This window comes from Agrococcus sp. BE272 (assembly GCF_031457935.1).
GTDB lineage: Bacteria > Actinomycetota > Actinomycetes > Actinomycetales > Microbacteriaceae > Agrococcus > Agrococcus sediminis.
The window spans coordinates 261,067-285,815 of sequence record NZ_JAVDXL010000002.1 but is presented as its reverse complement, the minus strand read 5'-3'; the positions used below and the strand labels follow the sequence as shown (position 1 = coordinate 285,815).

Below are 24,749 nucleotides of genomic sequence, written 5' to 3'. Positions count from 1 at the left end.
TACGTCGACCCGCTGCCGCTGCTGGGTGTCGAGCGGCCGGTGCTGCTGCCGATGCGCGAGGCCAAGCGGTCGGCCGACCGGCCCGCGGGCAGAGCGGTCAGGCCCGAGGATGGGCGGTGCGGTACGCGTCGGCGAGGCGCTCGAGCGACACGTGCGTGTAGATCTGCGTCGTCCCGAGGCTCGCGTGCCCGAGCAGCTCCTGCACCGCGCGGAGGTCGGCGCCGCCGTCGAGCAGGTGCGTCGCGGCGGTGTGGCGGAGGGTGTGCGGCCCGTGCGGTCCGGAGCCGGGGACCGCCTCGAGCAGGCCCGTGACGAGCTCGTGCACGCGGCGCTGGCCGAGGCGGCCGCCGCGCGCACCGAGGAAGAGGGCCGGATGCGGCTTGGCGGGGTCGGCGAGCCGGTCGCGGCCGACGCGCATCCAGTCGAGCACCGCGTCGAGCGCGGGACGGCCGAACGGGACGACCCGCTCCTTGGCGCCCTTGCCCGTCACGCGCACGGTGAGCCGCTCGAGGTCGACGTCGTCGACGTCGAGCCCGACGAGCTCGCTCACGCGCAGCGCGCTCGCGTAGAGCAGCTCGACGACGGCGAGGTCGCGGAGCGCGACGGGATCGCCCTCGGCGGCAGCGGCGGCGAGGCTCGAGAGCACGCCGTCCATCGCCTGTCGCGAGAGCACCCGGGGCAGGTGCTGGTCGCGCTTCGGCGTGCGCAGGCGGCCGGCCACGTCTTGCCCGCCGTGCGCCGCGACCCAGCGGCTGAGGCCGCGCGCGGCGGCACTCCGCCGCGCGATCGAGGCCTTGCCCATGCCGGCCTCGGTGCTCGCGTAGAGCCAGTCGCGGAGCGCCTCGATGTCGAGCGCCGCCGCCTCGTCAATGCCGGCGGCGGCGCAGTGCTCGGCGAGGCTGCGGAGGTCGCCGCGGTAGCCGCGGACGGTGTTCGGCGAGTAGCCGCGCTCGCGCTCGAGGTGCGCGAGGTAGCCGTCGATCGCGTCGTCGAGGCGCACTCAGCCCGGCTTCCTGCTGAAGCGCTCCATCCGCTCGGCCGGGTCGAGCGCATGGACCTGCTCGGCGAGGTGCGCCGGGATCGTCTCGCGGCTCGGGTGCGGGAGCGCCGGGACGACCGAGTGGGCGATCGCGTCGGTGTAGACCTCGACGAGGTTGAAGGACTGGGCGGCGTCGATGCCGTGCATCGCGGGCGGCGGGCCGGCGAGGTCGTCGGCGTAGCTCGTGGCGCCGGCGAGGACGACGGGGATCTCGGCGAAGGTGCCGGAGCCGTCGACGTGCAGGTGGCCCGAGAGGATCGCGCGCACGTCGGCGCCGTCGAGCACCTCGGTGAGCCGCTGCTCGTCGCGGAACTCGAGCAGCCGCATGAGCCTGCTCCGGTACGGCAGCGGCGGGTGGTGCATCACGAGCACCGAGCCGAGCGCGGGCGGGTCGCCGAGCGCCGCGGCGAGCCACTCCGCCTGCCCCTCGTCGAAGCCGCCGTGGTGCCAGCCCGGCAGGCTCGTGTCGAGCGCGACGATGCGCAGCCCCGCCACCTCGGTCACCGAGTCGATCGGGTCGCGCGGCGCTCCCCGCATGCCGAGCGCCGCGCGCATCGCGGCGCGCTCGTCGTGGTTGCCGGCCGTCCAGACGATGGGCGCGCCCAGCGCGTCGGCGACGGGCTCGAGGATCTCGCGCGCGAGCGCGTACGCCTCGGGCTCGCCGAGGTCGGCGACGTCGCCGGAGACGACGATCACGTGCGCGTCGGCAGCGGCGACCCGCAGTCGCTCGGCGGTCTGCCGCAGGTGCGCCTCGGTGTCGACGAGGCCGCCCAGCAGCGCGCCGCCGGCCAGCAGGTGGGTGTCGCTCAGGTGCGCGATCACCGCGGCCGGTTCGGGGTGGATGCCGTAGCTCACGCGCACAGGCTATCCGCGCCGGGGCATGCTCGACCCCGACGCGTCGAGCGCTGGCGAAGGCCGTGCCATAGGCTGGCGGGCTCTGCGCGACGGCGTGCGGCCGCTGGCGGCCTCCGCGTCGCTGGCCGCACCGACTCGGAGGCAGGACACCCATGGCCGTCACGCTCGCGACGCCCGGCACGACGGACCTCGGCGGTCTGCGCGACGCGCTCGCGGCATGGCAGGTGGATCACGGGCCGGTGCAGCTGCACCCGGGCGACCTCGGCTGGCATGCGCTCCGGGGGGCGACGGCGACCGCGGCGGCGCTCCGGGTGTGGCGCGACAGGGGGCGGGTCGTCGCGATGGCGCTGCTCGACGGCCCCGACCTCCTGCGCTTCGGCGTCGACCCCGGTCACCGGGAGGACGACGCACTGGCGCAACGCATCGTCGCGGACCTCGACGACGTCGAAGCGGGCGTGCTGCCTGCAGGCCCGGCGGCGGTCGAGGCTCGGGGCGCTGCGGCGCTCGGGGCGCGGCTCGCGACCGGAGGCTGGGTGCCGGACGAGCCGTGGACGCCGCTGCACCGCGACCTCCGCGCACCCGTCGATGCTGCGGATCTCCAGATCGAGACGCTCGATCCAGCCGATACCGCCGAGTGGGCGGAGGTGCACTGGTCGGCCTTCCGCGGCGCGGCGATGCCGCACGACCGGCGCCGCCGCGTCGTGGAGGGGTGGCTGGCGACGGCCGGTACCCCGCTCTTCGACGGCGCCCGCATCCTGGCGGGGCGCGACACCGACGGGCGGATGGTCGCTGTCGCGGCGGTCTGGGCCGCGGGCCGCGGCCGCCCGGGCCTGATCGAGCCGATGGGCGTGCACGCAGAGCACCGGGGCAAGGGATACGGCGCGATCGTGACGCGCGCGGCGGCGGCGGCACTGCGGGACCTCGGCGCGTCGAGCGCGACCGTCTGCACCGAGAGCGCGAACGCGGCCGCGGTCGCCACCTACACCGCGGCCGGCTTCGCCGCGGACCCGCAGGTGGCCGATTGGAGCCGGAGCACCTGACCCGGTCCGCCGGCGGCGGCGCGCGGCACCCTACGCCGCGCGCACCCAGCCGGTCGCGCGCTCCGCGGCCCGCGCCCCGAGCTCGAGCAGCGCGAGCGACGCGACGACGTCGCCCCTCGCCATGCCCGTGCGGACGGCCAACTCGTCGATGCCGCGGGGCGCGCGGGCGCTCAGGGCGTCGAGCACCCGCAGCTCGTCGCTCGTCAGCCCGCCGAGCGCCTGCACCTCCTCGCCCGGGCCTTCGAGCAGCTCGACGACGTGCTCCGCGCGCTCGACCACTGCCGCGCCGTACTCGCGCAGCAGCCGGTGGCAGCCGGTGCTGGAGCCTGAGGTGACCGGGCCTGGCACCGCGCCGAGGGGCCTGCCGAGGGCCGCCGCGTGCCCCGCCGTGTTGATCGAGCCCGACCGCTGCCCCGCCTCGACGACGACCGTCGCGCTCGCGAGCGCCGCGATCAGCCGGTTGCGCGCGAGGAACCGCCAGCGGGTGGGCGGCACGCCGCTGGGCGCCTCGGCGATGACGCAGCCGCTCGAGGCGACCCGCCGCAGCAGCTCGTCGTGCCCGGCCGGGTAGAAGCGGTCGAGCCCGCCGGCGAGCACCGCGACCGTCGTGCCTCCCGCCGCGAGCGCGGCCCGGTGCGCGGCGCCGTCGATGCCGTAGGCGCCGCCGGAGACGACCGCGAACCCGCGCGCGACGAGCCCGGAGGCGAGCTGCGCGGTGACGAGCTCGCCGTAGCCCGACGACGCGCGCGAGCCGACCAGCGCGGCCGAGCGCGCGCAGGCCGACAGGGCCGCCGGGTCGCCGCGCACCCAGACCGCGGCCGGCGCGTGCGGGCCGAGGTCATCGAGCCCGGCCGGCCAGTGCGCGTCGTCGCGCGTCACGAGCCGCTGGCCGAAGGCGGCGCCCTGCGAGAAGGCGGCGAGGATGCGCTCGGCGGCGAGGCGGGGCTGCCAGCGGCCGAGCGCGTCGGCCACCGCCCGCCGATCCTCGGCGTCGTCGAGCTCGCGACCCCAGTCGGCGGCCGAGGCGCCCTCCACCAGCAGCTGCAGCGCGCGCACGGCGCCGAGCCGCTCGCGCACGATGCCTGCGGCGCCGTCGCCCGGCTCGGGCAGCACCGTCCAGGCACCGGCGGCGAAGCGAGCGGCCACGGCCGCGTCATCGGGCTCGGTCGCGCCCGGCGGCAGCGTCGGGACGACCGCCTCGCGCAGCCGCGCGGGCTCGAGTCGGAACGGCGTCATGCCGGGATCCCCTTCCTGAGGGCGAGCGCTCGACCGATGTGGGCGCGCGTGGGCGCGTCGGCGCCGTCGAGGTCGGCCATCGTCCACGCGACGCGCACGGCGCGGTCCATGCCGCGCATCGTCAGCGCGCCGCGCTCGACCGCGACGACCAGCGGCTCGAGCAGGCTCGCGTCGAGCGGGAGGCTGCGGCGCAGCCACGGGCCCGGCACGTGGCCCATCGCCGTCCAGCCGGTGCCGGCCAGCCGGCGCGCGGCGCGGGCGCGGGCCTCGGCGACCCGCGCCGACGCATCCGCCGTCGTCCGCCGGTCGCCGTCGAGCCCGGGCGCGACGCGGTCGACGCGCACGTGGAGGTCGACGCGGTCGAGCAGCGGACCGGAGAGCCGGCCGAAGTAGCGCCGCCGCTGCTGCGGCGCGCACGTGCAGTCGCCGGTGCCGAAGAGCCCGCACGGGCACGGGTTGGCGGCGAGCAGCAGCTGGAAGCGCGCGGGGAAGGCGGCGACGCCCGCCGCGCGGTGGATCGTGATGGTGCCCGACTCGAGCGGCTGGCGCAGCATGTCGAGCACGGTGCGCGGGAACTCGGGCGCCTCGTCGAGGAAGAGCACGCCGTGCGTCGCGCGGGCCGCGGCGCCGGGCCGGATCGTGCCCGAGCCGCCGCCGATGAGCGCTGCCGCGGTCGCCGAGTGGTGCGGCTGCTCGAACGGCGGCACGACGTCGAGCGTCGCGGGCGGCGGCTCGCCCGCGAGCGAGCGCAGCGACGCGACCTCGAGCGCCTGCTCGGGCTCGAGCGGCGGCAGGATGCCCGGCAGCCGCATCGCGAGCATCGTCTTGCCCGCGCCGGGCGGCCCGACCATCATCAGGTGGTGCGCGCCGGCGGCGGCGACCTCGAGCGCGGCGACGGCGTCGCGGTTGCCGACCACGTCGGCGAGGTCGAGCGCCGCCGCCTCCCGCTGCGGCGCGGGCGCCGCCGTCACGGGCTCGACGGGCTCCGGGTCGAGCTCGGCGCCGAGCAGCGCCGCAGCGTGGGCGAGGCTCGGCGCGCCGAGCACGCGCAGGCCCGCCACGAGCGACGCCTCGTCGACGGACGCCGTGGGCACGACGATGCGGGTCATGCCCGCCTCGGCCGCGGCGCGGGCGAGCGGCAGCGTGCCCGCGACCGGCCGCAGGCGGCCGTCGAGCCCCAGCTCGCCGAGCAGCGCCGTCTCGCCGTCGTCGGGCGGCACCACCCCGGAGGTGCGCAGCACCGCGACGGCCATCGCCAGGTCGAAGTGGGTGCCCGCCTTCGGCAGCGACGCGGGCGTGAGGTTGATCACCGTCTTGCCCTGCGGCGCGCTGAGCCCCATGCGGGCGATGGCGCTCCAGGTGCGGTGCTGCGCCTGCTGCACCGCGCGGTCGGGCAGCCCGACGATGTGCACGCGCGGCAGCCCCGCCGAGGCATGCACCTCGATCTGCACGCCGACGCCCGCGAGCCCCTGCAGCGCGACGCACGCGGCGCGGCCGAAGCCGCTCACTCGATGCCCCGCAGATGCTCGACCCGCCACGTGCCCGAGCGCGGCGCGATGACGCCCACGGCATCCATGCGGATCGGGCCGCGATGCCCGGTGGCCGAGAGCCACAGCCCCGCGAGCGTGCGCAGCCGCCGCACCTTGTCGGGCGTGATGGCCTCGAACGGGTGCCCGAAGCCGAGCCCGCGGCGGGTCTTCACCTCGACGAAGACGAGCGTCTCGCCGTCGAGGGCGACGATGTCGAGCTCGCCGTGCGGGCAGCGCCACCGCCGGTCGATGATGCGCATGCCCGCCCGCTCGAGGTGCACGCTCGCGGCCGCCTCGCCGTCGAGGCCCAGCTGATCCTTCGCTCGCATGCGGGCATGGAAGCGGATGCGCGGCGGCGCGCGGGCGGGCACGGTGCCCGCCTGTGGAGAACGGCCGCCGTCGCCCGGCGGCCGTCGCCGATCACTCCTCGATCGCGAGGTCCTTCGGCAGCTCCAGGTCGCGCGAGGCGAGCTCCTCGACGTTGACGTCCTTGAACGTCAGCACCCGGGCCGACTTGATGAAGCGGTCGGAGCGGTAGATGTCCCACACCCACACGTCGGTGAGCTCGAGCTCGAAGTAGAAGTCGGTGCCGGCGTCGTGCCGGGTGACCTTCACGTCGTTCGCGAGGTAGAAGCGACGCTCGGTCTCGACCACGTGCTTGAACATGCCGACGACGTCTCGATACTCCTTGAAGAGGGCCAGCTCGACCTCGCGGTCGTAGTCCTCGATGTCCTCGGGTTCCATGCCGCCATCGTATGTCCACCGGACCCAGGGCGACCGCTTCGCAGATGCTGAGGCGCGCTGCGCACCGCGCACAGCCGCGAGGTCGTAGATTCTGAACCGGAAACTTTGCACGGAACGGAGCTGCCATGCGGCGGATCGTCCTGACGCTCGCGCTCAGCGGCGCGCTCGCGCTCGCCGCGGGCGCGCTCCAGCCCGCCCCCGCGACCGCGACGTCGCCGTCGACCGGCGACGGCGGGCTCATGATCGTCGTCGACTCCTCGGGCTCGATGGCCGAGCCCACCACCGACGGCACGTCGCGCATGGACGCGGCGCAGTCGGCCCTCGGTGTCGTGATCGGCGAGCTGCCCGACCCCAACCGCGTGGGCCTGCGCGTCTTCGGCGCGACCGAGCTCGGCAGCGCCGCCTCCTGCAGCGACTCGCAGCTGCTCGTGCCCATCGGCACCGACAACCGCGACGCGCTCCGCGCATCCGTCGACGCCCTCTCCCCCGCCGGCGAGACGCCGATCGGGCACGCGCTGCAGCAGGCCGGCGCCGACCTCGGCGACGACGGCCAGCGCGCGATCCTGCTCGTCTCGGACGGCATCGCCAACTGCGAGCCCGACCCCTGCGTCGTCGCGGCCGAGCTGACGGCGAACGACATCGCGATGCGCATCGACGTCATCGGCTTCGACGTCGACGACGCGGCGCGCGAGCAGCTGCAGTGCGTCGCCGACCGCGGCCGGGGCGACTACCTCGACGTGTCGGAGGCCTCGAGCCTGCAGCACGCCCTCGAGCGGCTCTCGACGCGCGCGTTCCGCCCCTTCGACGTCGTCGGCGAGCCCATCGACGGGGTGGCCGAGGCGGAGGGGGCGCCCGCGCTCGTGCCCGGCACGCAGTACGTCGACGAGCTCGGCGGCGACGTCGCCTCGCTGCACTACCTCGTCGAGCGCACCCGGCCCGGGTCGGTCATCCACGTCGGGCTCGCCGGCCGCCTGCCGCACGAGGGCAGCCTCGAGGTCGACGCGTCGCTCAGCACCCTCGCGGGCGAGCCGTGCGACACGACCGACATCATCGCGCTCGGCGACGACCGCTTCTCGGTCTTCACCGGCCGGCTCTCGGCCGCCGAGGGCTCGCCGCAGCACCCGTGCGCGACCGCCGAGCAGCTGCTGCTGCGGCTCGAGGTGGTGACGCCGCCCGACGCGCCGGTGCCCTTCGAGCTGCGCATCGCCGAGCACGCGTGGCCGAGCGACGCCGCGCAGCTGCCGCCGCCGATCGACGCGGAGCGCGGCTGGGAGCTCTCGATCCCCGCCGACGGCGCTGCGGGCGCCGCCGTGGGCGGCTCGAGCCTCAACGACGCGCCGCTCGTCGAGCCCGGCTCCTACACGACCGAGATGCTGCCGAGCGAGTTCCAGTTCTTCCGGGTGCAGGCCGACTGGGGCCAGTCGGTGCGCGTGCACGCGAGCCTCGACCCGGCGCTCCCGGCGCCCGCGAACGCGTGGGGCATCCTGCAGGTGCTCGACCCCGTGGGGGCGGATGTCGCGGCGCTGCTCGCGACCACGGCCGACGGCACGCGCTGGTCGCAGGCGATGCCCGAGGCGGGCGACGCGGTCGCCGCGACCACCGCGCCCGTGCGCTTCGACGCGAACCCGGGCCTCGTGCGGCGCGCCGTGATGTCGGGCGAGCACATCGTCGCCGTCGGCTTCGGCGCCGACGCGGGCACGACCCCCTCGCGCCTCATCGTCACCATCGAGGTGGTCGGCGAGGCCCAGGGCGCGCCCGACCTCTCGGGCACCGCGCCGCCGCCGACCGACGGCGAGCAGGCGGCGGGCGAGGCGGTGCAGCCCGGGCAGACGGCCGTGCCGTGGGCGCTCATCGGCGTGCTCGTCGCGATCGGCGCCGTGCTCATCGCGATCATCGCGCTCGTCGTGTGGCTGTGGCAGCGGCGCTCCCGCCGCTCCTTCGACGTCTGAGCCCGGAGCCCGGCGGCGCGGTGCGCGGCTGCGCCGACGGGGGCGGATGCGTCAGTGCAGCCAGGTGCGCCGGTGCAGCGCGCTCGGCCCGAGCTCGGCGATCGCGCTGAGGTGGGCCGCGGAGCCGTAGCCCTTGTTCGAGTGCCAGCCGTAGCCGGGGTGCACGCCATCGGCCTCCACCATGCGCCCGTCGCGCTCGACCTTCGCGACGAGCGCGGCGCCCGAGACGGAGGCGCAGTCGCGGTCGGCCTTGGCGCGCAGGATCGTGCGCACCGGGGCGCGCAGCGCCGGCGCGAGCCAGTCGTGCGTGCCGTCGAGGAGGATCGCGGCGCGCGGCACGTCGATGCCGGCCTCGTGGAGCCCGACGAGCGCGCGGCGGCCGGCGAGGCCGAGCGCCACCTGGATGCCGAGCCGGTCGATCTCCTCGTTCGTCGCGTGCCCGACGGCGCTCACCCCCCACGAGCGCACGAGCGGCGCCGTCGCCGTGCGCCGCAGCACGGTCATCGTCTTCGAGTCGCGCAGGTGCTCGGGCGTCGGCCCGCAGTCGGCGCCGAGCGCGAGCGCGCCGACGCTCACCGGCCCGGCGAGCGCGCCGCGGCCGACCTCGTCCATCCCGATGACGAGGGACGCATCCGCCCACAGCTCCCGCTCGAGCTCGAGCGTCGGGACCGCAGGCATCAGCCCGGGACGACGAGCGGCAGCTCGCGGGCGACCGCCGCGCCCTGCGGCTCGACGCCGACGAAGGACGAGTCGTAGCTGTCGAGCCACGTCCAGCGCTCGACGGGCCACGAGATGAGCACGGCGCGGCCGACGACGGAGGCGATGGGCACGAAGCCGCCGCCCGGGGCGTCCATGTGCGCGCGGGAGTCGCCCGAGTGGTTGCGGTTGTCGCCGAGCACCCACAGGTGGCCCTCGGGCACCGTCACGTCGAACGACATGGAGCTCGCGGGCTGGCCGGCGAGGTCGAGGTGGAGGTAGGGCTCGTCGATGGGCACGCCGTTGACCGTGAGCTGCCCGAACTCGTTGCAGCACTGCACGCGGTCGCCGGGCAGGCCGATGACGCGCTTGATGAGGTAGCCGTGGTCGTCCTCGGGCGCGAGGCCGACGAAGGTCAGGAACCAGTCGATCGCGCCGACGAGGCCCGTCTCCTCCTCCTGCTCCGGCTCGGGCAGCCAGCCGCCCGGATCCTCGAACACGACGACCTCGCCGCGGTCGATCGCGAAGACCGTCGGCGTCAGGAGGCTCACGATGATGCGGTCGTCGACCTGCAGGGTGTCGTTCATCGACTCGGACGGGATCCAGAACGGCCGGATCAGGAACGTCTTCACGAGGAACGAGATCAGCAGCGCGACCAGGAAGATGACGGCCAGGTCGCGCAGGAACAGCAGGAAGCCGCGCCCGGATCCGCCGTCGCCCCGGCCCGTCTCGCCGGTCTCGACCGTCTCCGTCATCCCCGCCCTTTCGCCCTCGGCAAGTCTAGGTGCGAGCGCGTGCCCGCCCCGCGCCGCGCGCGCCGCCGTCGATCACGATTCGGCCACGAGCACGACGAACGGGGCCGGCATGCCGCCGGCCCCGTTCGCGTCGATCAGGAGTGGTCGCGCTTCTCGCGGATCTTGGCGGCCTTGCCGCGCAGGCCGCGCAGGTAGTAGAGCTTCGCGCGGCGGACGTCGCCGCGGCTGACGAGCTCGATCCGGTCGATGACCGGGGAGTGCACGGGGAAGGTGCGCTCGACGCCGACCTGGAACGACACCTTGCGGACCGTGAAGGTCTCGCGGACGCCGTGGCCCGAGCGGCCGATGACGACGCCCTGGAAGATCTGGACGCGCGAGCGCGAGCCCTCGATGATGTTGACGTGGACCTTGACGTTGTCGCCGGGGCGGAAGTCGGGGACGTCGGTGCGGAGGCTGGCTGCGTCGACCTTGTCGAGGATGTGCATGGCGGTATCGCTCTCTGCAGCCGCCACAGGTCGGCCGCGTTCTGGGTTCGGGGTGGGGTGCCGGTGTGCTCTCCCCTGTGGCAGAGGCCGCTCGAGAGCGGGAGCAGTGCATGGCACCAACGGGCCATTCTGCCACACGCGGATGCCCGGCGCGAACCCGAGCGCGGCGTCAGCGCCGGTCGTCGTCCTCGATGCGGATGACGCGGCCCGCCTGCGGGCCGTCGATGCGCTCGAAGGCGGCGTCCTCCTGGCGGGCGCGCTGCTCGATGACAGGCGCCTGCAGGTCGGCGACGACGCGCTCGACGCGGGCGCGCGTCTCGCGGCCGAGCTCGAGCACCTGGAGCCACGCGAGCACCGCGCCGCCGATGATGGTCGCCATCACCGCGATGGCGGTGAACGACTGGGATGCGGTGAGCCAGCCGTCGCCGAGCCACGCGGTGAGCGCGCTGCCGGTGCGGCCGCCGGCGGTGTCGACCACCGTGAGGCCCATGAGCGCGATGACGAGCAGCCAGGGGCCGATGAGGCGCACGTCGCGCCACGTGACTGCGCGCGGCCGGCGCACCTCCTTGCGGGCGACGGTGAGCCCCACGACGAGGCCGATGAGCAGCGCGAGGCCCGGGCCGAGGAAGGCCTGCAGCAGCAGCGCGTCGCCGAGCGGCGCACCGGCGAGCCCGCGGCCGAACATGATCCACGCGGGCAGCGCGATGATCGAGGCCACCATCGTCCAGAAGAAGGCGCGCAGCGGCCAGGGGCGGTCGGCGCCGGTCGCTGCCGGGCGCCGGCTGCCGGGGGTGCTCGCGCTCGTGGCCATGCCCCCGAGGCTACCGATCGGCGGCAGGGCGCGCCCGCGTGTTCGCTGAGGGCTGGCCGCCCTCCCCCGCCTCGTCGGCGGGCAGCAGGTCGGGTCGCACGCGGCGCGTACGCTCGAGCGCCTGCTCGTGGCGCCAGGCGGCGATCGCCGCGTGGTTGCCGCTGCGCAGCACCTCCGGCACCTCGAGCCCGCGCCAGGTCTGCGGCTTCGTGTACGACGGGTGCTCGAGCAGGCCCGCCTCGTGGCTCTCCTCGACGAGCGACTCCGGATTGCCGACGACGCCCGGCACGAGCCGGCCGATCGCCTCGATCATCGCCATCACCGCGACCTCGCCGCCGTTGAGCACGTAGTCGCCGAGGCTGACCTCGAGCACGCGCGCGCGGCCGGCGACGTGCTCGGCGACGCGCGCGTCGATGCCCTCGTAGCGGCCGCACGCGAAGACGATGCGCGGCTCGGCGGCGAGCTGCCTGGCGAGCGCCTGGGTGAAGGGCACGCCCGCGGGCGTCGGGAACACGACCAGCGCATCCGACCCCGCGCCGTCGTCCGACGGGCCGAGCAGCGCGTCGAAGGCCTCGCCCCACGGCTCGGGCCGCATGACCATGCCGGCGCCGCCGCCGTAGGGGGTGTCGTCGACGGTGCGGTGCCGGTCGTGGGTCCACTGCCGCAGGTCGTGCACGCCCAGCTCGAGCAGCCCGTCGCGGCGGGCCCGCCCGAGCAGCGAGACGTCGAGCACCCCGAAGAACTCCGGGAAGATCGTGACGATGTCGAGGCGCACGGCTCAGCCCCGCGCGGGCGGGTCGCCGGCGCCGTCGGCGGATGCCTCGGGCTCGGCGGGCACGTCGGCCACCATCGCGTCGGCCAGGGCCGCGTCGGCCTCGGCACCCGTCGCTGCGGCGGGCGCCTCGTCGTCGTCCGCCGCGGCGTCGTCGGACGTCGCCGGCGCGGTCGGCTCGTCGTCAGCGGCCTCGAGCTCCTCGAAGAGCCCGGGAGGCGGCGTGACGGTGATGCGGCCCGCGCGGAGGTCGACCTCGGGCACGATCGCCTTCACGAACGGCACCATGACCTCCTCGCCGCGGTGCTCGACGATCAGCATGTCCTGCGCGGGCAGCGGGTCGACGCGGATGACGCGGCCGACGCGCTCGCCGTCGCGCCAGACGTCGAGGCCGGCGAGCTGGTGCACGTACCAGGCGTCGGGCTCGGCGGGCAGCTCGGTGGCGTCCTGCTCGACCCACAGCACGGCCTTGATGAGCGACTCGGCCTCGGTGCGGTCGGTGACGCCGGCGAAGAACGCGACGGGGCTGCCGTTGTAGACGCGCAGCTCGAGCAGCTCGATCGACTTGCCGTGCCACTTCGACGACGTCGGCACCTGCAGCGCGAAGCGCGCGCCGGGCACGAAGCGGCGCTCGGGCTCATCGGTGTAGAGCTCGACCTTGATCGCGCCCTTCAGCCCGTGGGCCCTGGCGAGCCGGCCGACGCGCAGCTGCGTGCGCGCGGGCACGGCGGGCCTAGCGATCGGTGTCCACCACGTCCACGCGGACGCGGCGTCCTCCGGGGAGCGCACCGATGACCGTGCGCAGGGCGCCGGCGGTGCGACCGCCGCGCCCGATGACGCGGCCGAGGTCCTCGGGGTGCACGCGCACCTCGAGGACCTCGCCGCGCTGCGAGTCGCGCGCGCCGACGCGCACCTCGTCCGGGCGATCGACGATCCCCTTCACGAGGTGCTCGAGAGCATCGCGCAACATGCTCAGGACTCGGTCTTCTCGGCCTCGTCGGCGGCCGGGGCGGCCTCCTCGGCGTCGGTCGACTCGGTCGCGGCCGGGGCGGGCGCCTCGGCGGGCTTCTCGGCCTTGGGCTTCAGCACCGGCTTCTTGGCCTCGTCGGCGACGAACGCCTTCTTGCCCTCGCGCTGCTTGACCTGGTTCTCGGTCGAGCCCTCGCCCGAGAACTTGCCCCAGTCGCCGGTGAGCTTCAGCAGCGCGGCGACCTGCTCGGTCGGCTGCGCGCCGACGCCGAGCCAGTACTGGGCGCGCTCGCTGTCGATCTCGATGAGCGACGGGTGCTCGGTCGGGTGGTACTTGCCGATCTCCTCGATGACGCGGCCGTCGCGCTTGGTGCGCGAGTCGGCCACGACGACGCGGTAGTAGGGCGCGCGGATCTTGCCGAAGCGCTTCAGACGGATCTTGACTGCCACAGTTCTCCTGCTTTGTGTTCTCGTGGTTGCACCGCGGCCTGCGCACGTGGGTGATGCGCGACCCGCAAAGCTCGGTGAGCGGCGCGCGCCGGAGTAGAGGGTCGGGGCGCGTGCTCGACCCCCCATTCTGGCACACCCTGGCACGACCCGCGCGACATCCGGCCGCGCGGCCCTACCCTCGAGCCATGGAGTTCGCACCGTCCGCCCGCTCGACGCTCGGCGTCGAGTGGGAGCTGGCCGTCGTCGACCCGGCGACGGGCGAGATGGTGCCGCGGGCCGAGGAGCTGCTGCGGGCGATCGGCGACCGCCGCTTCGACCACGAGTTCCTCACGAGCATGATCGAGCTCATCACGGGCGTGCACGACACCACCGACGACGCGGTCGACGAGCTGCGGCGGATGCGCGACACGGCCGTCGAGGCGGCCGGACGGATCGGCGCGGCCCTCGTGGGCACCGGCACGCACCCGACGAGCCAGTGGCGCGACCAGCGCCAGGGCGACGACCCGCGCTACCGGCGCGTGATCGAGAAGGCCGGCGACTGGGGCCGCCGCCTCGTCATCTTCGGCGTGCACAACCACGTCGGCGTCGAGCAGCGCGACAAGGTCGTGCCGCTGCTGCGCACGATGCTCGACCGGCTGCCGCTCATCCTCGCGCTCTCGGCCTCGAGCCCCTTCTGGCAGGGCGCCGACACCGGCTACGCCTCGCACCGCACGATGCTGTTCCAGCAGCTGCCGACGGGCGGGCTGCCGCCGATGCTCGAGGACTGGGCGGAGTACGAGCGAACCCTCGCCGACATGCTGCGCGCGGGCGTGATCGACGACCTCGCTGAGCTGCGCTGGGACGTGCGGCCATCGCCGACGCTCGGCACGCTCGAGGTGCGCATCGCCGACGGCGCGCCGTCGATCGACGACCTCGCCGCGGTGACCGCGCTCACGCACTGCCTCGTCGAGGAGGCGTCGCGGGCGCTCGACGCCGGGCACGAACCGGCCCACCTGCCCTCGTGGCTCGTGCGCGAGAACAAGCTGCGCTCGGCCCGCGACGGGCTCGACGCGACCGCGATCGTCGACGCCGACGGCACGCTGCAGCCGGTGCGCGACGCGCTCGGCGACGCGGTCGAGCGGCTCGCGCCGATCGCCGCCGACCTCGGTGCGACGCGCTCGCTCGCCGCGGTCACGCGCGTCGTCGAGCGCGGCGGCTCGGCCGCGCTGCAGCGCGCCGCCTTCGCGCGCGGCGGGCACCGCGCGGTGCTCGACGAGCTGCTCGAGCAGCTGCGGGCCTAGGCGTTCTTCCGGTCGCGCCACTCGAGGAAGGCCGGCACGCGGTCGAGGGCGTAGCCGTCGGGCGTGTCGTCGCCCGAGAGGGGGATGGTCAGCAGCCGGGTTCCCGCCGCGTGCAGCGCGTCGAGGCGCTCGAAGCCGACGCCCCCGACGCCGTCGCGCACGCTCGCGCCGTTCGACACCTCGATCTCGTCGACGTCGCGCCCGAGCGCGTCGCACTGCTCGCGCAGCACGTCGAGCTTGTGCGGCAGCTCGTCGGGGCCGACGAAGGAGTGCCAGATGTCGGCGTGCCGCGCGACGAGCGGCAGCGTCTTCCGCTCCCCCTTGCCGCCGATGAGGATGGGCATCGCGCCGACCGGCGGCGGGTTGAGCCGCTCCCAGCGGGCACGGATGCGCGGGAGCGCCGCCGCGAGGGCGTCGAGCCGCGATCCGACCGAGCCGAAGTCGTAGCCGTACTCCAGGTAGTCGCGCTCGAACCATCCGGAGCCGATGCCGAAGACGAACCGGCCGCCGGAGATGTGGTCGATCGTGCGCGCGACATCGGCGAGCAGATCGGGGTTGCGGTACGAGTTGCAGAACACCAGCGGGCCGATCTGCACGCGCTCGGTCGCGACGGCCCACGCCGCCAGCTGCGCCGTCGCCTCGAAGTGCGCGCCGTCGGCGTCGCCCGAGAGCGGGAAGAAGTGGTCCCAGCCGAAGACGGCGTCGACGCCCATCTCCTCGAGCCGCCGCGCGGCGTCGATCGTGGCCTGCATGGTCGTGTGCTGCGGCGCGAGCTGCACGCCGATGCGAGTGGGTCGGTGGGTCATGCCTCGACCCTAGGGCCACCGCCTCATAGCCTGGTCGGGTGACCGCCGACCTCGCCCCGATCGCCGAGCGCGCCGCCGCGCCCGACACCCTCCCGCCGCTCACCGCCGGAGGCCTCACGTGGCGCCCGGCGACCGTCGACGACGCACCGGCGCTCACCGCGCTGCTCGGCGCCGTCGGCGAGGCCGACCGCGAACCGTACCGCGAGTCGCTCGACGAGGTGCGCGACGGCCTCGCCGCACCGTGGAAGCGGCTCGAGACCGACTCGATCCTCGGCTTCGACGCCGACGGCCGCCTCGTCGCATCCGGCTTCGCCGAGACGCGGCCCGGCGACGCGCGCACCGTGCGCGCCTTCGTCTTCGGCAACGTGCACCCCGAGCGCCGCGGCGAGGGCATCGGCGCGCAGCTGCAGGCATGGCTCATCGCCCGCGCCCGGCAGCTGCTCGCGGCCTCCGGGAAGGAGCTTCCGGCGCGCATCGCGACGTTCGCCGAGGACGACGCGCCCGAGTCGAAGCTGCGCCTGCACGAGGCGGGCGGCTTCGAGCCGCGCCGCTGGTTCGCCGACCTCAAGCGCCCGCTCGGCGCCGAGCACCCCATCCCGGAGGTCGAGCTCGCCGGCTCGCTGCGCCTCGTGCCGTGGAGCGCCGAGCTCGACGAGCCCACGCGGCTCGCGCACAACGACGCGTTCCGCGACCACTGGGGCAGCGAGCCGACCACCCCCGAGCAGTGGACGAGCGGCCGCAGCGAGTTCGCACCGGGTTGGTCGTGGCTCGTCGTCGACGACGCGCCCGACACCGCGGCGCTCCTCGCCGACCCCTCGACCGACGACGACACCCGCGCGGCCCTCGAGGCGGGCGCGCCGCTCGTCGTCGGGTACCAGCTCGCGAGCCGCTACGAGGGCGACTTCGCGCTGCGCGGCTACCGCTTCGGCTACACCGACCTGCTCGGCGTGCGCCGCGCCTACCGCGGCCGCCGCGTCGCGCTCGCGCTGCTGTCGGCCGGGATGCGCTCGTTCGCGGCCGACGGCATGGAGGCGGCGGTGCTCGACGTCGACACCGCGAGCCCGACGGGTGCCGATGGGCTGTACGCGAGCCTCGGCTACGCGAAGGTGTCCGGCTCGCACATGGCGTCGATCGAGCTCTAGCCCATGTTGGGCAGCGACCCGAGCGCCTCCGCGACCGGGGTGCCGCCGCGGTTCGCGCGGAGCGTCAGCCCGCGCACCGCGGGGTGCGCGACGACCTCGGCGATCATCCGCGCGACGGTGGCGCGCGAGATCTCGCCCGGCTCCAGCGACCCGGCCGGCGCATCGAGCTCGATGCCGGTCTCGTCGTCCATCGTCAGGGTCGACGGCGCCAGGATCACCCAGTCGGCGCCGGAGTCGCGGATCGCCTCGTCGACGATGGACTTCGCCTCGGCGTAGGCGAAGAACGGGTCGTCCTCGGCGATGCCGTGGTCGCGGCTCGCGCCGAAGTACGACACCATCACGAGCCGCGCGCCCGACCGCGTCACCGCATCCAGCACCCGCAGCGCCGCGTCCTGGTCGACGGCGCGCGTGCGCTCGGGCGAGCCGCCGCCGGCGCCGGCCGACCAGACGACGACGTCGAAGCCCTTCAGCAGCTCGTCGACGCCCGCCTGCTCGAGCCGCTCGAGGTCGCGCACGATCGGCTCGGCGCCGGACTCGGCGACCTCGGCCGCGTGGTCGGGGTTGCGGATGACGCCGTGGACGGTGTGCCCGGCGTCGCTGAGCATGCGCTGGGCGAGGAGGGCGACCCTGCCGTGGGCGCCGAGGACGAGGATGCGTGCCATGCGCCCACCGTACGCGCCGCGGGTGCGCGCCCGCTGGGTCAGCGGTTGCCGAGCATGCGCTGCAGCGCCTCCTGGTCGGTGTCGGAGAGCTGGCCGAACGCGCCGTCGGGCTTCGGCGCGCCGAACGCGCTGCCCTGCGGCTGCGCGGCGGGCGCGTCGGTGCGCTTCGCGGGGTTGCCCGAGCGCTTCAGCTGCTTGCCCTGCGGCTTGCCGCCCTTCTTGGGCGGGCGCATGCCCGCCGGCATCGGGCCCATGCCGGGCATGTTCGGCACGCCGCCCTTCGCGACCGTCTTCATCATCTTGGCGGCCTGCTCGAAGCGCGCGATGAGCTGGTTGACGTCGGTGACGGTGACGCCCGCGCCGCGGGCGATGCGCAGCCGGCGCGAGCCGTTGAGGATCTTCGACTGCTTGCGCTCCTGCGGCGTCATCGACTGGATGATGGCCTCGGTGCGCACGAGCTCGCGCTCGTCGAACGAGTCGATCGCCTCGCGCATGCCCTTCGCGCCCGGGAGCATGCCGAGCATCTGCTTGAAGTTGCCGGCCTTGCGCAGCTGCTGCATCTGCTTGAGGAAGTCCTCGAGCGTGAAGCCGTCGGTGGCGATGGCCTCGGCGAGGCGGTGCGCCTCCTCCTCGTCGAACGCCTTCTGCGCCTGCTCGATGAGGGTGAGGATGTCGCCCAGGTCGAGGATGCGGCTCGCCATGCGGTCGGGGTGGAACGGCTCGAAGTCGTCGAGCGTCTCGCCCGTGGAGGCGAAGAGGATCGGCTTGCCGGTGAGGCCGCGGATCGAGAGCGCCGCGCCGCCTCGGGCGTCGCCGTCGAGCTTCGTGAGCACGACGCCGGTGAAGTCGACGCCCTCCTGGAAGGCCTTCGCGGTCGCGACCGCGTCCTGGCCGATCATCGCGTCGATGACGAACAGCACCTCGTCGGGCTGCACGGCCTTCCGGATGTCGGCGGCCTGGCGCATCATGTCGGCGTCGACGCCGAGGCGGCCGGCGGTGTCGACGATGACGATGTCGTGCTGGCGGCGACGCGCCTCCGCGACGCCGTCGCGCGCGACGCGCACGGGGTCGCCGACGCCGTTGCCGGGCTCCGGGGCGAAGACGGGCACGCCCGCCTGGCCGCCGACCACCTGCAGCTGCGTGACGGCGTTGGGGCGCTGGAGGTCGCTCGCGACGAGCAGCGGCGTGTGCCCCTGCCCGGCGAGGTGCTTGGCGAGCTTGCCCGCGAGCGTCGTCTTGCCCGCGCCCTGGAGGCCGGCGAGCATGATCACGGTCGGCGGCGTCTTCGCCAGCTCGAGCCGACGGCTCTCGCCGCCGAGGATCGTGACGAGCTCGTCGTTGACGATCTTCACGACCTGCTGCGCCGGGTTCAGCGCGTCCGACACCTCCGCGCCGAGCGCGCGCTCGCGCACGGCGGCGGTGAAGGACTTGACGACCTCGAGCGCCACGTCGGCGTCGAGCAGGGCGCGACGGATCTCGCGCACCGTCCCGTCGACGTCCGCGGCGGAGAGCTTGCCCTTCGTGCGGAGCTTGGCGAGGGTCTCGGTGAGGCGGGTGGAGAGGGAACCGAACGCAGCCATGGTGGGCCCGAGTCTACCGCCGCGCCGCGCCGCCCTCGGGCGCGGCCGCCTGGCATGCTGGGTGCGTCACCACGAGGAGGACGGGATGCGCCTGAGAGGCATGCCGCCGACGCACGCGAGGTCGCTGTGGCGCAGCGTGCGGCGCCACGGCTTCACGATCACCGCGCTGGCGCGGCACGCCGCGCGGGTGCACGGCGACCGGCTGGGGCTGGTGGTCGACGGCTGGAGCGCCACGTTCGACGAGCTGTGGCGGGCCGCCGAGGGCGCGGCCGCCGTGCTGTACCTCGATCCGCTCGAGCGCCGCCCGCGGCCCGTGGTGGTCGCGGCCGCGGGCCCCGCGATGCCGGTCGCACTCCTCGGCGCGGCGCGGCTCGGCCTCGACGTCATGCCGATCAGCCCCGGCTCCCTCGAGGAGCTGCGCCCGGCGATCCCCCGCGACGCGCTGCTCGTGCACGACGGCGACGCACCCGAGTGGCACCGGGGGCCGACGGTCACGGGCGCGCAGATCCTCGAGTGGTCGGCGGCCGACGGCTCGGGGCTCGGGCGCACGCGCCGCCGCGCGCGGATCGCGCTGCCGTCGCAGTCGCTCGCGGGCACCGTGACGACGCACGTGCAGGGGGCGATGGGCGTGCAGGGCCTGCGCCAGCTCGCCGGCATCCACGACCGGCTGGGCGTCGAGGGCACCGACGTGATGCTCGCGTGCGCTCCCCTCCACCGCGGCAAGGGGCTGCAGCTGCTCGGCATGGCGCTGCTCACCGGCGCGACGCTCGTGAGCGCCGCCCACACGCCGCCGGCCGACCGCATCCGCATCATCCGCGACCGCTTCGTCTCGGTCGTCTCGGCGTCGCCCGGGCAGCTCACGGGCATCCTCGACGAGCTCGAGCGCACCGGCGAGGCGCCGCCGCGGCTGCGGCGCATCCTCGTCGCCGGGCAGGACCTCGACGCCGACCTCGTGCGCCGCCTGCACGCCGTGTGGGGGCCGATCGTGCTCACCGCCTACGGGTCGGTGCAGACCGGCACGGTCGCGCTCGCGACGCCGGAGGTGCTCTCGTCGCACCCGGGCACCGCGGGCCGCCGCCTCCCGGGCAGCGACTTCGGCATCGTCGGGCACGCGGGCCGCGGCGACGCGACCGGCCTGCTGTGGGTGCGCGGAGCGCACGCGACCGTCATCACGGAGGACCAGGCGCGCATCGAGGACGGCATGCTGACGATCGTCGGGCCGCTCACGCGGCCGGACACGGCCGACTGAGGGCTGCCCCGGGGTCTCGCGACGCGTGCGCCTGCGGCGCGCGCTCCTCGACCTTGAGCCCTCCGCGCTCACCGCGAGGGTGAGCGCTGCGGGCTCAACCCACCAGCTGCTCGACGAAGACGTGCGGCGTGAAGCCCGTCAGGTCGTCGATGCCCTCGCCCTGCCCGATGAGCTTGATGGGGATGCCGGTGCGCTCCTGCACGGCGAGGATGAAGCCGCCCTTGGCCGAGCCGTCGAGCTTCGTGATCACGAGGCCCGTGATGCCGGCGTGCTCGATGAAGGCCTGCGCCTGGCTGACGCCGTTCTGGCCCGTGGTCGCGTCGAGCACGAGCAGCACCTCCGAGATGGGCGACTGCTTCTCGATGACGCGCTTGATCTTGCCGAGCTCATCCATGAGCCCGCCCTTGGTGTGCAGGCGGCCCGCCGTGTCGACGATGCACATCGCGTGGCCGTGCGCCTTCGCTGCCTCGACCGTCTGGAAGGCGACGGATGCCGGATCCTGGCCCTCGCGCTCGGGGCGCACGATCGCGCTGCCGGCGCGCTGCGCCCACGTGGCGAGCTGCTCGACCGCGGCGGCGCGGAAGGTGTCCGCCGCGCCGACGACGACCGACTGGCCGTTGCGGACGAGGAAGCGGGCGAGCTTGCCGATCGTGGTGGTCTTGCCGACGCCGTTGACGCCCACGACGAGGATGACGGCCGGACGCTCCTGCAGCGACAGCGTCGGGTCGTAGGCGGCGAACCGCTCCTCGAGCCGCTCCCGCAGCATGCGCCGGAGGTCCTGCGGGTCGTCGACCATGAGTCGCTCGACGTCGGCGCGCAGCGCCGCGACCAGCTGCTCGGTGATGTCGGGGCCGAAGTCGGCGGTGATGAGGGCCGTCTCGAGGTCGTCCCAGGTCTCCTCCGTGATGGTCTCGCGCTGGAACATGCCCCGCAGGGCGCCGGAGAGAGACCACTTCGCTGCCATGGCTCCATGCTAGGCGGCGGGCCGGGTAGACTCGTCCCCTGGCGAAGGGGAGTATCCCGTCACGCCGCGATCGTCATCACGGAGCCCTCGGGCTCCCGGTCGCGGAGGCGCAGCAGCTTGCGCGGGAGAGACGTTCGCGTCCGTTCGCGCACCCCACTCGAGAGGCGTTCCGCTTGACTCCGTACCAGATCTTCGAGATCGCCTCCATGGCGATCCTCGTCGCCATCCTCATCTTCGACCTGCTGATCGTCGTGAAGCGGCCGCACGTGCCCTCCATGAAGGAGGCGACGACCTGGGTCGGCGTCTACGTCGGCCTCGCGCTCGTGTTCGCCGGCGTGCTGTGGGTGATGGGCGACGGCGTCAAGGCCGGCGAGTTCGTCACCGGCTGGCTGCTCGAGTACTCCCTCTCGATCGACAACCTGTTCGTCTTCATCATCATCCTGAGCCGCTTCACGGTGCCGAAGGAGATGCAGCAGCGAGTGCTCATGATCGGCATCATGATCGCGATCGTGCTGCGCGGCATCTTCATCCTCGTCGGCGTGCAGATCATCGAGCAGTTCTCGTGGGTGTTCTACATCTTCGGCGCCTACCTGGTCTACGTCGCCTGGAAGCAGGCCTTCGGCGACGAGGACGAGTCCGGCGAGAAGGACAACCTCGTCGTGCGGCTGCTGAAGCGCCGCGTGAACTTCACCGACCAGTGGAACGGCGGCAAGACGTCGATGCAGATCGACGGCGTGAAGTACTTCACGCCGTTCCTGATGGTGATCATCGCGCTCGGCACGACCGACCTGCTGTTCGCGATCGACTCGATCCCGGCGATCTTCTCGGTGACGACCGACCCGTTCCTGGTCTTCGCCTGCAACATCTTCGCGCTCATGGGCCTGCGCCAGCTCTACTTCCTGCTCGGCGGCCTGCTCGACCGCCTGGTGTACCTGCACTACGGCATCGCGGCGATCCTCGCCTTCATCGGCGTGAAGCTCGTCTTCCACGCCATGGAGGTCAACGAGCTCCCGTTCCTCAACAACGGCGAGCCGATCGAGTGGGTGCCCCACATCGAGACCTGGCACTCGCTCATCGTCATCCTCGCGTCGATGGTCGTCGCGACCGTCGCGTCGCTCGTGCGGATGCGCGTGGCGGCGAAGGAGACCGGCGACGCGTCGCTGCACCTAGGCCTCTCCGAGGCGGAGCTCGGCGCCGACGGGCACTACCACATCGTCGACGCCACGGGCACGACGTTCTACCGCCCGCTGCGCGTCGAGTCGACGCACACCGGCGGCCTCAAGGTCGTCGACGCGAAGGGCAAGGAGGCGCCCGCCGCCGACTTCCACGAGGACGTGCTCCGCGAGGCGGCGCACGAGGACATGGAGCCGGAGGCCATCGACGAGGTGCGCCGGCGCCTCGCGGAGGGCCACATCCTCGGCGAGCGCGAGCTCGACGAGCGCGACGACCGCAACGTCTGACCCGACCGTGACCGGAGCGCCCGGCATCCTCGCGTGGCTCGCGCCGCGCGCGGTGCCGGGCGTCGAGGTCGTGGCGCCCGACGGCTACCGGCGCGCGCTCCCCGGCCCGCGGGTGGCGCGCGCCGAGGTCGTCGACGGGGTCGCGCGCACCGCCGATCCCGACCTCGCGCGCGTGTTCGACCTGGGCGTCGACGGCATGGGCGGGGCGGATGCGCGACGCGCGGCCGACGAGCGGCTCGCGTGGGCCGCGGCGCGGCACGGCGTCCCGGCACTGGCGGCCGCGATCGCGGCGGCCCCCGCCCTGGCGCAGCCCGGCTGCGCGGACGCGCACGAGATGCTCGTGCGCGCGATCGTCGGCCAGCAGATCACCGTCGCGGCGGCGACGCTGCAGCTGGGGCTGCTGGCAGCGCTCGGCGATCCGCTGCCGCCGGCGCTCGCCGAGGAGGGGGTCGACCGCTGCTTCCCGACGATGGCGCAGGTGGCGGCGGGGGCCGACGTGCTGCGCGGCCCGGCCGCCAAGACGGCCGCCGTGCGACTTGCCGCCGAGGCGGTCGCGAGCGACGCGATCGACGTCTCCCCCGCATCCGACCTCGACGCCATGCGGCGGCAACTGCTCGAGCTGAAGGGCATCGGACCGTGGACGGTCGGGTACCTCTCGCTGCGGCTCGGCGACCCGGATGTGCTGCTGCTCGGCGACGTGGCCGTGCGGAAGGGCGCCGGGCGGCTCGGGATCGCCGACCTGCCCGCGCTCGCGGCCGACTGCGCCGGTCACCGGTCGGCGCTCATGCTGCGCTGCTGGGCGGCCAGCGCCAAACCTTCGACCGCAGGTTGAACCCACTTCTACCGGCCCTCTTGCGCCGCGGGTCGGCCGGGCGCATGATGATCCCACCTTCTTCGGAAGGGGATCCTCTTCGGAGGATCGGAGGCCCCGAGCACTCATACTGCTCGGGGCCTCCGCCTGTTCGGGGACGCCCCACCAGCCCCCGGAAGCACGAAGCCCGGCCACCTCATACGTGGCCGGGTTCCTGTGCCTCCATTCGAGCAGGCGCGTGCGACCCCGCGGTGGAGCGCGGTCGGCGTGTCGGTGACGCGCGGGTGAACGCGCGGTGAACCGGGCCGGGGTCAGGTGCGCCGCGTGGCCGTGACGGTGAACTTCGGGTCGCGGTGCACCTGCCGCGTCGGGCCGATGCGGTCGAGCTGCTGCCGGTAGCCGAGGTGGCTGTTCCAGACGCACCACAGCTCGCCGCCCGGCGCGAGGGCGCGGCCGGCGTCGGCGATGAGGCGCTCGGCCGCGCCGGTGTGCACCGCGGCGCCGATGTGGAACGGCGGGTTGAGCAGGATGAGCGGCGCCGAGGCGTCGGGCACGCCCTCGAGCCCGTCGGCCCGGCGCGCGCCGACGCGGTCGGCGACACCGTTCGCCTCGGCGGTGGCGCGCGTCGAGGCGATCGCCGCCTCGGAGGCGTCGAGCGCGAGCACCTGCACGTGCGGGCGGCGCAGGGCGAGCGCGACGCCGAGCACCCCCGTGCCGCACGCCAGGTCGATCGCGCGGTGCGCATCCGGCATCGCGTCGAGGTGCGCGAGCAGCGCGCGGGCGCCGATGTCGATGCCGGTGCCCGCGAACGCCGCGCCGTGCGCGACGACGACGAGCGGCAGACCGTCGAGGTCGTGCCGCCTGCTGCGCGGCCACGAGATGCCGGGACGCGTGGGGTCCTCGGCATGCAGCACGCGCGACTTGCGGCGGCCGAGCGACGCGTGCACGCTGCGGAAGCTGCGGCCGAGCAGCGCGTTCATGCCCATCGTCATGTGCTTGACGCGGCCGCCGGCGACGATCCGCACCCGGTCGTGGGCGTACGTGGCGACGAGCTCGGCGATCTCGTCGAGGGCGTCGAGCGAGCGCGGCAGCTGCAGGAGCACGAGCCTGGCGCCCTCGACGAGGGATGCGTCGAGGCCGTGGTGCGCGAAGCCGGCGATGCCGAGCTCGGCCGCGTTGGCGTCGAGCGCGCGCTCGCCCACGATCGAGTCCTGGTGCACCCGTACACGCTCGGCACCTGCCTGCAGCGCGCCGAGCGTGAGGGCCCCGTGGCGGTCGCCGATCACGACGACGTCCGCGGGCAGCCGGCCGCCGCGCATCGCCTCGTCGAGGATGAGGGCGTCGGATGCGTCGTGGGCCTGCAGCGTCGGATCCTCCACGTCGGGCCTGCGGCGCAGGCGGGCGAAGAGGGCGTCGCGGTCGGTCACGTCGTCGATCCTCCCAGGTCGGCCCTGGTGCGGGCGCG

At 74.7% G+C, this 24,749-nt stretch carries 25 protein-coding genes and 1 pseudogene; 7 read left to right on the top strand and 19 right to left on the bottom strand.

The window, feature by feature from the left end:
• Window positions 1-97: 97 nt before the first annotated feature.
• Complete coding sequence (locus J2X49_RS07760; RefSeq protein ID WP_310124632.1) at window positions 98-1,000, bottom strand: tyrosine recombinase XerC; 903 nt, start codon at window positions 998-1,000, stop codon at window positions 98-100.
• A complete protein-coding gene (locus J2X49_RS07755; protein ID WP_310124629.1) occupies window positions 1,001-1,894 on the bottom strand; it encodes a metallophosphoesterase in 894 nt (297 codons plus the stop codon).
• 152 nt (window positions 1,895-2,046) lie between these two features.
• Here J2X49_RS07755 and J2X49_RS07750 point away from each other — a divergent pair, with 152 nt between their 5' ends.
• Window positions 2,047-2,934, top strand: a complete 888-nt coding sequence (locus tag J2X49_RS07750) for a GNAT family N-acetyltransferase (protein WP_310124626.1) — start codon at window positions 2,047-2,049, stop codon at window positions 2,932-2,934.
• A gap of 30 nt (window positions 2,935-2,964) precedes the next feature.
• Here the strand turns inward: J2X49_RS07750 and dprA are convergent, their stop codons facing one another.
• The 4 genes from dprA to J2X49_RS07730 form a co-directional block, all read right to left on the bottom strand.
• Window positions 2,965-4,170 (bottom strand): DNA-processing protein DprA, encoded by a 1,206-nt coding sequence (dprA, locus tag J2X49_RS07745; protein WP_310124623.1) that lies wholly within the window; start codon window positions 4,168-4,170, stop codon window positions 2,965-2,967.
• On the bottom strand, window positions 4,167-5,678 hold the full coding sequence (locus J2X49_RS07740; RefSeq protein WP_310124620.1) for a YifB family Mg chelatase-like AAA ATPase: 1,512 nt from the start codon (window positions 5,676-5,678) through the stop codon (window positions 4,167-4,169). The genes dprA and J2X49_RS07740 overlap by 4 nt, the downstream gene beginning before the upstream one ends.
• Window positions 5,675-6,028 (bottom strand): YraN family protein, encoded by a 354-nt coding sequence (locus J2X49_RS07735; protein ID WP_310124618.1) that lies wholly within the window; start codon window positions 6,026-6,028, stop codon window positions 5,675-5,677. Before J2X49_RS07735 ends, J2X49_RS07740 begins: the two co-directional genes overlap by 4 nt.
• Before the next feature lie 91 nt (window positions 6,029-6,119).
• Complete coding sequence (locus J2X49_RS07730) at window positions 6,120-6,443, bottom strand: DUF2469 domain-containing protein (RefSeq protein WP_123698192.1); 324 nt, start codon at window positions 6,441-6,443, stop codon at window positions 6,120-6,122.
• Between the two features lie 125 nt (window positions 6,444-6,568).
• Between J2X49_RS07730 and J2X49_RS07725 the strand changes: the two genes are divergently transcribed.
• Window positions 6,569-8,392: a VWA domain-containing protein gene (locus tag J2X49_RS07725; protein WP_310124612.1), complete on the top strand. Its 1,824-nt coding sequence runs from the start codon at window positions 6,569-6,571 to the stop codon at window positions 8,390-8,392.
• Window positions 8,393-8,443: 51 nt separating this feature from the next.
• On the opposite strand, the gene J2X49_RS07720 is transcribed toward J2X49_RS07725, so the two are convergent.
• From J2X49_RS07720 to rpsP, 8 genes are all read right to left on the bottom strand, one after another.
• A complete protein-coding gene (locus tag J2X49_RS07720; protein ID WP_192575893.1) occupies window positions 8,444-9,070 on the bottom strand; it encodes a ribonuclease HII in 627 nt (208 codons plus the stop codon).
• Window positions 9,070-9,843 carry a signal peptidase I gene (lepB, locus tag J2X49_RS07715; protein ID WP_146356877.1) on the bottom strand — a complete coding sequence of 258 codons (774 nt, stop codon included), beginning with the start codon at window positions 9,841-9,843 and terminating at the stop codon, window positions 9,070-9,072. The genes J2X49_RS07720 and lepB overlap by 1 nt, the downstream gene beginning before the upstream one ends.
• A gap of 134 nt (window positions 9,844-9,977) precedes the next feature.
• The gene (gene rplS, locus J2X49_RS07710; protein ID WP_128188717.1) at window positions 9,978-10,328 is read right to left on the bottom strand and encodes a 50S ribosomal protein L19; all 351 of its coding nucleotides are present in this window, start codon (window positions 10,326-10,328) and stop codon (window positions 9,978-9,980) included.
• A gap of 169 nt (window positions 10,329-10,497) precedes the next feature.
• Complete coding sequence (locus J2X49_RS07705; RefSeq protein WP_310124600.1) at window positions 10,498-11,139, bottom strand: hypothetical protein; 642 nt, start codon at window positions 11,137-11,139, stop codon at window positions 10,498-10,500.
• A gap of 10 nt (window positions 11,140-11,149) precedes the next feature.
• Entirely contained in the window at window positions 11,150-11,914 is a 765-nt protein-coding gene (gene trmD / locus J2X49_RS07700; protein WP_310124598.1) for a tRNA (guanosine(37)-N1)-methyltransferase TrmD, read from the bottom strand.
• 3 nt (window positions 11,915-11,917) lie between these two features.
• On the bottom strand, window positions 11,918-12,637 hold the full coding sequence (rimM, locus tag J2X49_RS07695) for a ribosome maturation factor RimM (RefSeq protein ID WP_310124595.1): 720 nt from the start codon (window positions 12,635-12,637) through the stop codon (window positions 11,918-11,920).
• A 7-nt stretch (window positions 12,638-12,644) separates the two neighbouring features.
• Window positions 12,645-12,881 carry an RNA-binding protein gene (locus J2X49_RS07690; protein ID WP_128188720.1) on the bottom strand — a complete coding sequence of 79 codons (237 nt, stop codon included), beginning with the start codon at window positions 12,879-12,881 and terminating at the stop codon, window positions 12,645-12,647.
• A gap of 2 nt (window positions 12,882-12,883) precedes the next feature.
• Window positions 12,884-13,330: a 30S ribosomal protein S16 gene (rpsP, locus tag J2X49_RS07685; RefSeq protein ID WP_310124591.1), complete on the bottom strand. Its 447-nt coding sequence runs from the start codon at window positions 13,328-13,330 to the stop codon at window positions 12,884-12,886.
• A gap of 185 nt (window positions 13,331-13,515) precedes the next feature.
• Here rpsP and J2X49_RS07680 point away from each other — a divergent pair, with 185 nt between their 5' ends.
• Window positions 13,516-14,610 (top strand): glutamate--cysteine ligase, encoded by a 1,095-nt coding sequence (locus J2X49_RS07680; protein ID WP_164877046.1) that lies wholly within the window; start codon window positions 13,516-13,518, stop codon window positions 14,608-14,610.
• Here the strand turns inward: J2X49_RS07680 and J2X49_RS07675 are convergent.
• Window positions 14,607-15,416, bottom strand: coding sequence for an LLM class F420-dependent oxidoreductase (locus tag J2X49_RS07675; protein WP_128188723.1), 810 nt, complete (start codon window positions 15,414-15,416; stop codon window positions 14,607-14,609). The genes J2X49_RS07680 and J2X49_RS07675 overlap by 4 nt on opposite strands.
• Window positions 15,417-15,454: 38 nt before the next feature.
• Between J2X49_RS07675 and J2X49_RS07670 the strand changes: the two genes are divergently transcribed.
• Complete coding sequence (locus J2X49_RS07670; protein WP_310124586.1) at window positions 15,455-16,558, top strand: GNAT family N-acetyltransferase; 1,104 nt, start codon at window positions 15,455-15,457, stop codon at window positions 16,556-16,558.
• Here J2X49_RS07670 and J2X49_RS07665 read toward each other — a convergent pair.
• A complete protein-coding gene (locus J2X49_RS07665; protein ID WP_310124584.1) occupies window positions 16,555-17,220 on the bottom strand; it encodes an NAD(P)H-binding protein in 666 nt (221 codons plus the stop codon). The two genes, J2X49_RS07670 and J2X49_RS07665, sit on opposite strands and share 4 nt — an antisense overlap.
• 38 nt (window positions 17,221-17,258) lie before the next feature.
• Window positions 17,259-18,800, bottom strand: a complete 1,542-nt coding sequence (gene ffh / locus J2X49_RS07660; RefSeq protein ID WP_310124582.1) for a signal recognition particle protein — start codon at window positions 18,798-18,800, stop codon at window positions 17,259-17,261.
• A gap of 85 nt (window positions 18,801-18,885) precedes the next feature.
• On the opposite strand from ffh, the gene J2X49_RS07655 reads away from it, so the two are divergent.
• Window positions 18,886-20,049: an AMP-binding protein gene (locus J2X49_RS07655; protein ID WP_310124580.1), complete on the top strand. Its 1,164-nt coding sequence runs from the start codon at window positions 18,886-18,888 to the stop codon at window positions 20,047-20,049.
• A gap of 94 nt (window positions 20,050-20,143) precedes the next feature.
• Here the strand turns inward: J2X49_RS07655 and ftsY are convergent, their stop codons facing one another.
• Complete coding sequence (gene ftsY, locus J2X49_RS07650; RefSeq protein WP_128188728.1) at window positions 20,144-21,013, bottom strand: signal recognition particle-docking protein FtsY; 870 nt, start codon at window positions 21,011-21,013, stop codon at window positions 20,144-20,146.
• Between the two features lie 206 nt (window positions 21,014-21,219).
• Here ftsY and J2X49_RS07645 point away from each other — a divergent pair.
• Together J2X49_RS07645 and J2X49_RS07640 are read left to right on the top strand one after the other, a co-directional pair.
• Window positions 21,220-22,143, top strand: a pseudogene (locus tag J2X49_RS07645) (TerC family protein); the annotation flags it as partial.
• Window positions 22,144-22,480: 337 nt separating this feature from the next.
• On the top strand, window positions 22,481-23,305 hold the full coding sequence (locus tag J2X49_RS07640) for a hypothetical protein (protein ID WP_310124576.1): 825 nt from the start codon (window positions 22,481-22,483) through the stop codon (window positions 23,303-23,305).
• Between the two features lie 290 nt (window positions 23,306-23,595).
• Here J2X49_RS07640 and J2X49_RS07635 read toward each other — a convergent pair whose 3' ends face one another.
• Complete coding sequence (locus tag J2X49_RS07635; RefSeq protein WP_310124572.1) at window positions 23,596-24,711, bottom strand: methyltransferase; 1,116 nt, start codon at window positions 24,709-24,711, stop codon at window positions 23,596-23,598.
• Window positions 24,712-24,749 lie beyond the last annotated feature (38 nt).